The sequence below is a fragment of the Methylobacterium sp. AMS5 genome, assembly GCF_001542815.1.
Classification (GTDB): Bacteria; Pseudomonadota; Alphaproteobacteria; order Rhizobiales; family Beijerinckiaceae; genus Methylobacterium.
The window spans coordinates 3,646,251-3,658,240 of sequence record NZ_CP006992.1; the positions used below are offsets into that span (position 1 = coordinate 3,646,251).

The window sequence follows — 11,990 nt, forward strand, 5'->3', positions numbered from 1 at the left end:
GAACGAGACCACCGATAAGGCCTGGAGCCGACCGCGACCCGTTTGGGGCGGCGTCCAGGCTTCACCATCTTCAGACCGCCGCCCGCGGCCCCGCCCCAAGACAGCAGCGAGCAACGCCGCGCCATGGATCTGAACGAGCTGCCGGCCTGGATCGCATCTGTGCTTCTGCTGATGGCGCTCGCCGGTTGCGTCTATGCCCTGCTCGCGGCTTGGCTCGTCGACCGTTTCGCCGCGCGGCCGTCGCCCGCGTTCGCGGCCGATGCGCCGCGCCCCGGTGTGACGATCCTCAAACCCCTCTGCGGCCTGGAGCCGGACCTCTTCGAGAACCTCGACAGCTTCTGCCGCCAGGATTATGCCGGCCCGGTGCAGATCGTGTTCGGTGTCCAGAACGCGGCCGACCCGGCGATTGCCGTGGTGCAGCGCCTGCGTGAAGCCCATCCCGCCCTGCGCCTCGACCTCGTGGTGGATCCGAGCCAGCACGGCTCGAACCGCAAGGTCTCCAACCTCATCAACATGTCGGAGCGGATCGCCCACGCCGTCGTGGTGCTGGCCGACAGCGACATGTCGGTGAAGACCGATTATCTCGAGCGCGTCGCCGCCGCCCTGTCGCAGCCGGGTGTGACCGGCGTGACCTGCCTCTATCACGGCGTGCCGGGCGACCGGGGCCTATGCGCCCAACTCGCAGCGCTCGCCATCGACGTGCAGTTCGTGCCCAACGTCATCCTCGGCACCACCTTCGATCTCGCCCGGCCCTGCTTCGGCTCGACCATCGCGATGACGGCCGAATCGCTGGCCCGCATCGGCGGCTTCGGCGCGTTCAAGGATGATCTGGCCGACGATTACGCGATCGGCGAAGCCCTGCGCGCCGAGGGCGGCACGGTGGCGATTCCAGCCCTCACCATCGGGCATGCCTGCGTCGATACCGAGCTGTCCGGCCTGTGGCGGCACGAACTGCGCTGGAACCGCACCATCCGCAACGTCGATCCGAAGGGCTATGCCGGATCCGTCGTGACCCACGCCTTCCCACTGGCGCTGCTCGCCGCGCTGATGCCCGGCGCCGGCTCCGGCGCGCTCGCGGTCGCCGCCCTGGCCCTTACCTGCCGCATCCTGCTGTGCCTGCGCATCGAGCGGGCCTTCGGGCTCTCCCCCCACGCCTACTGGCTGTTGCCGATTCGTGACATGCTGTCCTTCATCAACTTCACCTGGAGCTTCGTCTCGGGTGCGGTGACATGGAAAGGTCACGATTACCGTGTGGTTGCGGACGGTACGCTGATTCCGGAGCACGGCCTCGGTCGCGAGTCGCGCGCGACTTCGGTCTAAGCTTCAAACCATTCGCCCTTATACATTCCAACGCTCGAGCCTTGAGGCCTTGAACCCCATGCGCACGCTCTTCCTGCAGGCCCCCACCTTCGACGGCTTCGATGGCGGCGCCGGCTCGCGCTACCAGGCCAAGCGCGAGATCAAGTCGTTCTGGTACCCGACCTGGCTGGCCCAGCCGGCGGCCCTGGTGCCGAACTCGAAGCTGATCGACGCGCCCCCGCACAACATCAAGCTCGAAGAGATCGTGGCCCAGGCCAACGATTTCGACCTCGTGGTGCTCCACACCTCGGTCCCGTCCTTCAAGTCCGACGTGAAGACCGTCGAGGCGCTCAAGGCCGCCAATCCGCGGCTGATCGCCGGCCTGATCGGCGCCAAGGTCGCCGTGGATGCCGCCGGCTCCATGGCCCAGGCCCCGTGCATCGATTTCTGCGCCCGCAACGAGTTCGACTTCACCGTCAAGGAAGTCGCCGACGGCGTGCCGATGTCGGAGATCAAGGGTCTGTCCTATCGGGACGCCAACGGCGTCGTGGTCCATAACGAGGATCGCGAGATCATGACGGACATGGACCAGCTTCCCTTCGTCACGAGCGTGTACAAGCGCGACCTCGAGATGGAGAAGTACTTCATCGGGTACCTCAAGCACCCCTACATCTCGTTCTACTCGGGCCGCGGCTGCAAGAGCCGCTGCACCTTCTGCCTCTGGCCGCAGACCGTCGGCGGCCACACCTACCGCACCCGCTCGGTCGCGCACGTCATCGAAGAGATCAAGTACTGCCTGAAGGAATTCCCTCAGACGAAGGAGTTCTTCTTCGACGACGACACCTTCACCGATAACCTGCCGCGCGCGGAAGAGATCGCCCGCGAGCTGGGCAAGCTCGGCGTGACGTGGTCCTGCAACGCCAAGGCCAACGTGCCCTACGAGACCCTGAAGGTTCTGCGTGACAACGGCCTGCGCCTGCTGCTCGTCGGCTACGAGTCCGGCAACCAGCAGATCCTGAACAACATCAAGAAGGGCATGCGCGTCGAAGTCGCGGAGAAGTTCACCAAGAACTGCCACGAACTCGGCATCGCCATCCATGGCACCTTCATCGTCGGCCTGCCGGGCGAGACGAAGGAGACGATCCAGGAAACGATCGCGTTTGCCAAGCGCATCAACCCGCACACGATTCAGGTCTCGCTGGCGGCACCCTATCCGGGCACCTTCCTCTACAAGCAGGCGGTGGAGAACGGCTGGCTCGACGTCGAGAACGCCGAACTCGTGGACGAGAACGGCGTGCAGATCGCGCCGCTGCACTACCCGCACCTGTCGCACTCGGAGATCTTCTCCGCGGTCGAGGAGTTCTACCGGAAGTTCTACTTCCGCGCCCCGAAGATCGCCTCGATCGTCAACGAGATGGTCCGCTCGCCCGAGATGATGAAGCGCCGCCTGCGCGAGGGCGTCGAGTTCTGGCACTTCCTCCGGGACCGCAAGGCCGCCGCGTAACGCCGAGCCGCCGGCTCCATCGAGCAAACAGGAAAGGCCGGGCACCCGCCCGGCCTTTCCTGCTTCCAGGGGTCCGCCCTGAACCCGCGAGAGGGCTTGCCCTCTCGACACCCGCGAGAGGGACAGAGCTTGAAGCGACTGGTCGTCACCGCGGACGATTTCGGCCTCAGCCGTGAGGTCAACGAGGCCGTCGAACAGGCCCATCGCAACGGCATCCTCACCGCGGCGAGCCTGATGGTCTCCGCGCCCGGCGCCGACGACGCCGTCGCCCGCGCGCGGCGGACGCCGTCCCTGCGGGTCGGACTGCACCTCGTGCTGGTCGAGGCGTGGCCGACCCTGCCGCCCGCCGAGCTTCCCGACCTGACGGACGCGCAGGGGCTGATGCGGCGCGACATGGAGCGGCTCGGACTCGACCTTGCCCTCAAGGCGAGCGCCCGGCGGCAGCTCGCCGCCGAGATCCGGGCGCAGTTCGAGGCGTTCCGCGCCACGGGCCTGCCGCTCGATCACGTCAACGCGCACAAGCATTTCCACATCCACCCGCTGATCGCCGGAATGGTGCTGCGGATCGGCCGCGATTACGGGATGCGGGCGCTGCGGGTGCCGCGTGAGCCGCGCGATCTGCTGCGGCGCGCGGAGCCCGGCTTCCAAGCCAAGCCCGCTCTCGACACGGCGCCGTGGTCGGCCCTTCTCGCCGTGCGCGCCCGGCAGGCGGGCCTGCTGATCCCGACCCGGACCCTCGGCCTTGCTTGGTCTGGTGCGATGACCCCGGAGCGCGTCACCGCCCTGCTGCGCCACCTGCCCGACGGGCTCACCGAACTCTACACCCACCCGGCGAGTGCAGGCGGCTTCCCCGGGGAGGCCCCAGGCTACCTTTATGCCGCCGAGCGGGATGCGCTGATCGCGCCGCAGGCGCGGGAGGCCGTCGAGCGGAGCGGAGCGATCCTGGGCGGGTTTTCCGATTTCGGTCACCCGAACATATAAAAAATTTAAACGCAGTCCTTATAGGCAACATAAAATTCACGTTAACGTGAGGTTGCGAGCCCTTTCGAGCAACCTGCACATCACCTTAAGATGGATTCACTTCACCAGTGACACCTAGGGAATAGGCATGGCCTCGTATAAATATGGCTCGAATCTTACGAAGAATGAAAGCAACGAGTTTGATAAGGTCCACTCACCCGGTCAGGCCGCGCCTTTTTCGGGGATATACAAATGCCTTGGTTGCAATAAGGAGGTTGCTTCTAATCAAGGGCAACCTCTTCCACCTCAAAACCATCACCAGCACGCGACAAATCAGGGATCTGTGAGGTGGCAGCTCATAGTTTATGCCAATCACCAGGGGTGAGGGAAAGCATAAAAGAGCTGTAAGCGTCGAGAATAAATCTTACGCCTCGGGCATCGGCCGGATCAGGGAATCCTCCGGCAACGGATCGTCGAAGTCATCCGCGACGTAAGGGAAGGGATTCATGATCCCGCGCTGCCGCAGGAAAGCCTGCCCGGCCTCGAAGTCGACTCCCCCCGTGCCGCGCCGACGCGGGACGAAATCCAAAATGGGCTTCCCGTCCTGCGTGACCACGATGGTTTCTCCCCGCTCGACACGGCGAACCGGGATTTGCCGCTCAGGTTCGAGGGCTTGAATCGGAATCGTCGTCATGACGCCCAAAGAGCAAGGGCTGGACCTGGAAGGGTCCAGCCCACCTCTCATTTTACCGTCGCGTGCTCGCGGGCGACCGTGCCCGGCGGGCGGCCGGCTTCCTTGCCCTCGGGGCGGTCGGCATCCGGCCGCTTCGGCGGGGGGCCGAGGAAGGCCGGGACCACGAAGAAGGCCGCGATCAGCGTGAAGAACAGCGACAGCGCGAGCAATTCGCCCATGCTGGCGGTGCCGGGATGGCTCGACAGCATCAACGAGCCGAAGGCGGTGCCCGTGGTCAGCGCCGAGAAGAAGATCGCCCGCGTCAGGCTGGAGGCCAGCATGTCGACGACGCCGGCGCGCCACGCGATCACATAGTAGATGTGGAAGGCGACACCGACCGCCAGCATCAGGGGCAGGGCGATGATGTTGGCGAAGTTCAGTGGCATGCCGATGACCTTGAGCGCCATCAGCGTCCACAGCGTCGCCAGCACCAGCGGGCCGAGCGTCATCGCCACGTCCCAGGGTTTGCGCAGTGCGACCGAGAGCAGGATGAAGATCAGCGCGAGCGCCGTCAGACCCGCCTGCACGAAGGCGCCGAGGATGGTGTAGCTCGACTCGGTCGTGGCGATCGGCGCGCCCGTGGCGTGGGGATCGATCGTCTGCACCTCCTTGGCGAAGCGGCGCAGCACCTCGTCGTCGTTCGAGTCGCCCTTGGGGTGAACCTCGATGCGGGCACGGCCGTCGCTCGTCACCCACTCGGCCTTCAGCGGCTTGGGCAGGTTGTCGAGGGTGATCTTCTTCGGATCGAGCAGCCCGGACAGACGGCTCATCAGGGTCTTCAGATCGGTGGTGAGCGCGACGCTGGCCGCCTCGCGCTTCTCCGCCGGGGCGGCAGCGAGGGTGTCGAGGGTGCCCGACAGACGGTTCGCCGCCTTGGCGCCGGCCGAATCGCCGTTCGCGATGCTCTTCAGCGCCGCGGCCGTCTCCTTGAGCGCCTTGACGTTCTCCGCATCCGTCGGCGGGGGCGGCTTGCGCGACGGGTTGAGGGCCGGGCCGAGGAGTTGCGCCGTCTCTTGGATCGTGGCGAGCTTCTGGTCCTGATCGCGGGGCACGAAGGTGTCGATCGAGATCACCTTGGCGACCGCATCGAGCCCTTCCAGACGCTTGGAGAGGGCAGGGACCGCATCGACGTTCGGGGCTAGCACATCGATCGAGTTCGGGCTGGTGGCCGGATCCTTGATCAGGTCGAGATAGGTCGCGATCGACTCCACCTTCGGGCTGCGAAGGTGCATCGGGTTGGAATCGAAGGGCAGCTTCAAAAGCAGCGGGATGCCGGCGAGGGTGATCACGCCGACGAAGATCAACACCCACTTGCGGTGCTCGATGATCCAGTGGTCGACGCCCGCCATCCACGTCGTCTCGACCGCCCGCTTCTCGCCGCGCGGGTTGAACACCGCGATCAGGGCCGGGAGCAGGGTGAGCGAGAACAGGTAGGCCACGATCATGCCGACGCCGGCGATGAGGCCGAGTTCGGACACGCCGCGGAACTGCGTGGGCAGGAAGGCGAAGAAGCCGGCCAGCAGCGACACCGCCGCGAGCGTCAGCGACCAGCCGACGCCGCGCGCTGCACCGCGCAGAGCCGCATCGACGCTGCCGAGTTCGTAGCGGTCGGCCCGGTAGCGGACGGCGAACTGGATGCCGAAATCGATGCCGAGCCCCACGAACAGGGCGGCGAAGGCCACCGAGATCGGGTTCAGCTCGCCCACCATGATGAGCCCGAGGGCGGCTGTCACGACGAGACCCGCGAAGGTCGTGATCAGGACCGAGATGACGAGGGGGCCGGAGCGCAGCGCCAGCCACAGGAACAGGACGATCGCGGCGGTCGTCAGCGAGTAGTTCAGGAGGGCGTCGTCGGCGAGCGTCGCAAACTCGTCGTCGGCCACCGCCACCGGCCCGGTCAGGCGAATGCGCAGGCCGTGCGCCGCATCGATGTTCTGCTCGGCGGCCAGGCGCCGGATCAGTTGGGTCGCCTCGCGGCCCGGCTCCAGCGCGTTGTAGTCGAGCACCGGCTGGATCATCACGAACTTGCGGGTGTCCGTGGTCTCGTTGCGCCCGCCCGCGAGCAGGGTCTGCCACGACATGCGGGCGCGCTGCCCGTCGAGGGTCTTGCGCAGGGTCTCGTCGATCTGCCCCATCGGCTGGGCGAGGTCTTCGAGCTTGGCGTCGCCGCTCTTCACGCCCTTCACGCCGAGGGAGAGCACCCGCATCACGCCCCGGAGCGACGGGTCGGCGGCCAGCGGCCCGAGAAGGCCCTGCTGCTCGATCAGGCGCTGGGTGGTCTGCTCCAACTCCTCCTGCGACATCAGCAGGAGGCCGTTGCGGTCGAAGAACGGGCCGCCGTCGGGACGGTACACTGTCTCGATCTCGGAGCGGTGCGCCTTGAGCGCCTCGGCGAAGCGTGCGGCGGCCTCCTCGGCGATCTCCGGCGTCTCGCCGTCGATCACCGCGGCCACGAGATTCGTGCGCTGCGGGAACGCCTTCTCGAAGGCGATCTCGTCCTTGCGCCAGGAGACGCTCGGCTCGATCAACCGCTCGACATCGGTGTTGATGCGGAACAGGTGGGCGGCCGCGCCCGCGCCCGCGACCGTGAGGAGCGCCGCAGCCACCAGTACCAGCCAGCGGCGCCTGACGGAAAACGCGACGAGACGTTCGATCACGTAAAACCCTGTCTGCCTAACGATCCGACCTGTCCCCGCGTGACGACGGGCCGGGACGCCGAAGTCCCGTCCTCCCCGCGAACAGGACGCGGCGTCCTCAGCAGGCGGCGACGCGCCGAATCGATCCTCGTCTTGGCCCGCGGGACGTGACCCTCGCGAGCGATAAACCGGGCAGGGGCGCCGACGGCCGGCGACCCCTGTCCGTCGAACACGGATCGCGCGAAGAGCTTGCTCAAGCCTCCGCGCCAATCATTCGTGTCATTGGCGCGCTACCTACTTGTCCCAGCGGGGGAATGCAACGCGGCCCGGCAAACCGGTCCGATCCGGCGGCGGCGGTGCGATTGCGCACTGCAACCGGATTGCGCGGCGATATCGCTTCGCACAAGCATTCCGAACGATGTCGGCTTCAAGACGGGGTCGCGGACGCCGCACGAGAAATCGTGCAAGAATTCGTGAACGTGTTTCGCCCCGTTTCGCCCCTTGCGGCTTGTCTGTGCAGAGGAACGGTCAAAAATCTGCCGCAGAATGCGGAAATCAGACGATCATTCCCGGTTCGGATCGCGCGACCACGGGCTTCGTCCCCGAAGCCGGAGGCCGGCCGCGAGACCGGCACGACACAGTCTCTCGAAATCGCGCTCAAAGCGCGCCCTCTCGGAACAGTTCCAGCCTAATGCGCTGGAACTCCTGTCCTTCTCACGCTAAGCAGCCCGGCTAAGTCCGGAACCCGCGCATCCAAGGAGCCGCGTCTTGGGAATCCCCATACGGTACGTCGCGAAGATCGGCGGTTACATCCTCAAGCAGCACATCACGGGACGGAAGCGCTACCCGCTCGTCATGATGATGGAGCCGCTGTTCCGCTGCAATCTCGCTTGCGCCGGCTGCGGGAAGATCGATTACCCGGACGAGATCCTGAACAAGCGCCTGCCGGTGGACGAGGCGCTCGAATCCGTGCGCGAGTGCGGTGCACCGGTGGTCGTGATCGCCGGCGGCGAGCCGCTTCTCCACAAGGATCTGCCGCAGATCGTGCAGGGCATCATCGCGCAGAAGAAGTTCGCGATCGTCTGCACCAACGCGCTGCTCCTTGAGAAGAAGATCAAGGACTACAAGCCGAGCCCCTACTTCACGTGGTCGATCCATCTCGACGGCGACAAGGAGATGCACGACGGCTCGGTGTGCCAGCGCGGCGTCTACGACAAGGCGGTGGCGGCCATCGCGAAGGCCAAGGAGATGGGCTTCCGCGTCACCATCAACTGCACCTTCTTCAACAATTCCTCGCCGGACAAGATCGCCGACTTCTTCGATTCGGTGACCCGCATGGGCATCGACGGCATCACCGTCTCGCCCGGCTACGCCTACGAGCGCGCGCCGGACCAGAAGCACTTCCTCAACCGCAAAGCGACCAAGGACCTGTTCCGCGGCGTGTTCCGGCACGGCAAGGAGAAGGGCCGCGAGAAGTGGACCTTCCAGCAGTCGGGCCTGTTCCTCGACTTCCTCGCCGGCAACCAGACCTACCACTGCACCCCGTGGGGCAACCCGACCCGCACCGTGTTCGGCTGGCAGAAGCCCTGCTACCTGCTCGGCGAGGGCTATGCGGCGACCTTCAAGGAACTGATGGAAGAGACCGACTGGGATTCCTACGGCACCGGCAACTACGAGAAGTGCGCCGACTGCATGGTCCACTCGGGCTACGAGGCCTCTTCGGTGGTCGATTCGGTCAAGAAGCCGTGGAAGCCGCTGATCCACGCGATCCGCGGCATCAAGACCGAGGGCGACATGGCGCCGGAGATCTCGCTGGAGAACCAGCGCCCGGCCGAGTTCGTGTTCTCCCGCAACGTCGCCCAGAAGCTGTCCGAGATCAAAGCCTCGGGCGTCGACACCAAGCAGGAAGCCCGCAAGCGCACCGCCGCCTGAGCGACGCGCTTCCCCGCTCCCCATGAGAGACCCGCGCGGCACAAGCCGCGCGGGTCTTTTCGTTTCGACGGCGTCGCGCTGGATCGTCTTACGTCTGAAGGCGCGCCACGGCCGTAGCGATGGCTGAGCGCCCCGTGTGGCGCGCCCGCTGCACCGTCATGAGGCAAGGGGGAAGCTACCGGCGACCGAGCGCCTCGTCAGGCGGCCTTACAGCAACCCGAGACCCGGTCCGAGCTGCGCCCGGCAGCGGGCGAGCGCCGCAAAGGCCGCCGAGGAATCGCGGCCGAGCCGAATCAGCTCGCCGATCCGGGCGCGGCCGCGCAGCAGCGCACCGAGCACTGCCCGGATGTCCGGCTCGCCCTCCGGAGTCAGGGCCGAGGCCGCGAAGGCGGGCAGGGCGCGTCCTGCGGGGTCGCAGACCACCCGGATCGCTGCGAAGGGGAGGGCATGGCGGGCGGCGTAGGCGGCGGCCACATGCGATTCCATATCGACCGCCAGGGCGCCGGTGCGTGCATGCAGCGCCGCCTTGTCGGCAACGGTCATGACCGCGACCGCGGAGCCGACGAGGCCGCCCGCGACGACGCGATCCGGCGAGCCGGTCAGGCGCTCCGACAGGCAGCGGGCAAGGTCGGGATCGGCAGGGAAAAGCCGGTCCGCGTCGAGATGCGTGCCAACGACGATGTCACCCGGCCGCAGGGCGGGATCGAGCCCCCCGGCGATCCCGAAGCTGACGACCGCGCGCAGGTCACCGGGAGACCGTCGGTCGAGCGCGGCCCGCAACCGCTCGGGGTTGCCGCCGGCCTGGATCGTCTCGACGCCCGGCCCGGCGGCGATGCGGGCCTCGCGGGCCAATCCCGCGACCGCGAGGATTGCTCCCCCCGTCACCGCGCCGGACGCCACCGGGTCCTGGATCACCGCGTGACGGTGTAGATCGAGGCGCCCGCCGCGATCGGCGAGGCCACGGTCGAGAACACGCTCAGCACCTTGCCCAGCTCGGCAAACGGCGAACTCGACACATAGACGAGGTCGCGGTTCCGCATGCGGAAGCTCTGCGTCAGGAACATCCCCTGCGCGTCGCGCAGGTTCACCCGGTACACCACCGGCACTTGCGGTGAGGACAGCAGCGGCGAATTGGGCCGCAGCCGCCGCACCACCCGCCGCCGGCTCGTAGCGGAAGATGAACACGCCGGCCGGATCGGCCTGGATCTCGCGCAGGCCGGAGGCGCGCGCCAGCGCCTGCGACAGCGTCAGGCCGTCCGCCGTGAACGGCACCTCGGTGGTGTTGCCGAGCGCACCCACGGCCAGGAAGGTCTGCGGGTCGCGCACCAGGGTCAGCGTATCGTTCGGCCGCACGAAGATGTTCTCGCGCGGATTGGCGACCACCGTGGTCATCGGCACTGTGACGGTGCGGTTGCCGCGCGACAGCCGCACGAAGGTCTCGGCCACCGGAGTACGCACGCCGCCGGCCTGGGCGATGACGTCGAGCAGGCGGTCGCCGCGGCCCGACAGCGGCACGCGCATGCCCGTGGCCGCTTCGCCGGTGACGGTCACCGATTGCGAGACCGGCTTGGTGACGGAAACGAGCACCTGCGGCTGGATCGCCTTGCCGGCGAGTTCGGTCTCGATCAGCGCCTGGACGTCCTGGGTCCGGCGTCCGACGACCTTGATCCGGCCGGCATAGGGAACGGTGATGCCGCCATCGGGCCCGACCACCTGCTCGGGAATCATCGCGGACTTCGAGCCGGCGGAGAAGCGGTCGGAGACGAGCGGGCCGGAGAACAGGCCGCCGGAACCGGCTTCCCAGACCTGAACCGCCACGTAGTCGCCGACGCCGATCACCGGTTCGAGCGCCGGGCGGCTGTCACCGAAGGTGACGAGGAGGCTGTCGAGGGGGCGGGTGCGCAGGGCCTCGACGAGGGCGGGAGTGATGTCGATGATTTCGTAGCGGGCGAACAGGCCTTCGGCGGTGGCGACGTCGGCGCCGCTCTCGATCGCCGAGGTGGTCGGCCCCGCGGCCGGCAGGATGGAGCACCCCGACACCGCCGTGGCGGTGAGGAGAGCAATGGCTAGAGCGCGCATTCAGGCCGCCTGACGGTTTTTCTCATCGGGGTGGGTAGCCGAAACCGGCCAAGCTGTCCGTGGCGAGGCCGCCACACCGGGCCGGGGAGCACCGAACCGGGCCGCCTTTCCCCGCAGCCCACACCGATCCCGCCCTCTTCGGAAGCGAGGCTCGATCGAATCGAAGGCAGAGCTGGGGGGACGGAGGATGGTCCTGGCGCTCAGGTCCGCTACCTGTCTGCGTCCGGCCAAGCCGGCGCCGCCCGATCCACGACGGGGCAGGGCGTCCGGCGCAGGCCCACATCGCTCTTTCAAGGCGTTGGATGACCGTTCCCCGATCCTCCGCCCCGACCGTCCTGGTGGTGATGGGCGTTTCGGGCTCTGGCAAGAGCACGGTGGCCGCGCTGCTGGCCGAGCGGCTCGGCTGGACCTTCGCCGACGGCGACGATTTCCACACGCCCGAGAGCATTGCCCGGATGCAGGACGGGCACCCGCTCGACGACGCGGCGCGTCAGCCCTGGCTCGGCCGCATCCGTGCCTGGATCGACGCACGAATCGCGGCCGGAGAGAACGCCGTGGTCGCCTGCTCGGCCCTCAAGCGGGCCTACCGCCGGGCCCTGATCGGCGATCCCCAGCGGGTGCGCATCGTCTTCCTCGAAGGGAGCCGTGAGGTCATCCAGGACCGGATCCGGGCGCGGCACGGCCATTTCATGCCGGCCTCGCTGCTCGACAGCCAGTTCGCCGCCCTCGAACCACCCGGCCCGGAGGAAGACCCGATCACCGTCGGCATCGAGGAGGGGCCCGACGCCATCGTCGCGGCGGTCGCCACCCGTCTCGACATCCCCGCGGGCGACATCTGCGCATAGGA

The 11,990-nt window shown here is 67.4% G+C and carries 8 protein-coding genes and 1 pseudogene; 5 read left to right on the forward strand and 4 right to left on the reverse strand.

Annotated elements, in window-relative coordinates:
* Positions 1 to 123: 123 nt before the first annotated feature.
* The 3 genes from hpnI (at position 124) to hpnK (ending at position 3,784) form a co-directional block, all read left to right on the forward strand.
* A complete protein-coding gene (gene hpnI / locus Y590_RS16415; RefSeq protein ID WP_060770790.1) occupies positions 124 to 1,320 on the forward strand; it encodes a bacteriohopanetetrol glucosamine biosynthesis glycosyltransferase HpnI in 1,197 nt (398 codons plus the stop codon).
* A 58-nt stretch (positions 1,321 to 1,378) separates the two neighbouring features.
* The gene (hpnJ, locus tag Y590_RS16420; protein ID WP_060770791.1) at positions 1,379 to 2,803 is read left to right on the forward strand and encodes a hopanoid biosynthesis associated radical SAM protein HpnJ; all 1,425 of its coding nucleotides are present in this window, start codon (positions 1,379 to 1,381) and stop codon (positions 2,801 to 2,803) included.
* Between the two features lie 129 nt (positions 2,804 to 2,932).
* Positions 2,933 to 3,784: a hopanoid biosynthesis-associated protein HpnK gene (gene hpnK, locus Y590_RS16425; protein WP_060770792.1), complete on the forward strand. Its 852-nt coding sequence runs from the start codon at positions 2,933 to 2,935 to the stop codon at positions 3,782 to 3,784.
* Positions 3,785 to 4,187: 403 nt separating this feature from the next.
* On the opposite strand, the gene Y590_RS16430 is transcribed toward hpnK, so the two are convergent.
* Together Y590_RS16430 and Y590_RS16435 are read right to left on the reverse strand one after the other, a co-directional pair.
* On the reverse strand, positions 4,188 to 4,457 hold the full coding sequence (locus tag Y590_RS16430; RefSeq protein WP_060770793.1) for a type II toxin-antitoxin system Phd/YefM family antitoxin: 270 nt from the start codon (positions 4,455 to 4,457) through the stop codon (positions 4,188 to 4,190).
* A 47-nt stretch (positions 4,458 to 4,504) separates the two neighbouring features.
* Entirely contained in the window at positions 4,505 to 7,153 is a 2,649-nt protein-coding gene (locus Y590_RS16435; protein WP_060770794.1) for an MMPL family transporter, read from the reverse strand.
* 747 nt (positions 7,154 to 7,900) lie between these two features.
* Here Y590_RS16435 and hpnH point away from each other — a divergent pair.
* Positions 7,901 to 9,064: an adenosyl-hopene transferase HpnH gene (gene hpnH, locus Y590_RS16440; protein ID WP_003601722.1), complete on the forward strand. Its 1,164-nt coding sequence runs from the start codon at positions 7,901 to 7,903 to the stop codon at positions 9,062 to 9,064.
* A 207-nt stretch (positions 9,065 to 9,271) separates the two neighbouring features.
* Here hpnH and Y590_RS16445 read toward each other — a convergent pair whose 3' ends face one another.
* Positions 9,272 to 9,964: a phosphorylase gene (locus Y590_RS16445; RefSeq protein WP_201026795.1), complete on the reverse strand. Its 693-nt coding sequence runs from the start codon at positions 9,962 to 9,964 to the stop codon at positions 9,272 to 9,274.
* Between the two features lie 11 nt (positions 9,965 to 9,975).
* A pseudogene (locus Y590_RS16450) lies at positions 9,976 to 11,143 on the reverse strand (polysaccharide biosynthesis/export family protein).
* A 302-nt stretch (positions 11,144 to 11,445) separates the two neighbouring features.
* On the opposite strand from Y590_RS16450, the gene Y590_RS16455 reads away from it, so the two are divergent.
* Positions 11,446 to 11,988, forward strand: a complete 543-nt coding sequence (locus Y590_RS16455) for a gluconokinase (RefSeq protein ID WP_060770796.1) — start codon at positions 11,446 to 11,448, stop codon at positions 11,986 to 11,988.
* The last annotated feature ends 2 nt before the right edge of the window (positions 11,989 to 11,990 follow it).

Excerpts from the sequence above, each read along its gene's own strand:
- hpnI (WP_060770790.1), top strand. The coding sequence starts at position 124 with ATGGATCTGAACGAGCTGCCGGCCTGGATCGCATCTGTGCTTCTGCTG.
- hpnJ (WP_060770791.1), top strand. The coding sequence starts at position 1,379 with ATGCGCACGCTCTTCCTGCAGGCCCCCACCTTCGACGGCTTCGATGGC.
- Y590_RS16430 (WP_060770793.1), bottom strand. The coding sequence starts at position 4,457 with ATGACGACGATTCCGATTCAAGCCCTCGAACCTGAGCGGCAAATCCCG.
- Y590_RS16455 (WP_060770796.1), top strand. The coding sequence starts at position 11,446 with ATGACCGTTCCCCGATCCTCCGCCCCGACCGTCCTGGTGGTGATGGGC.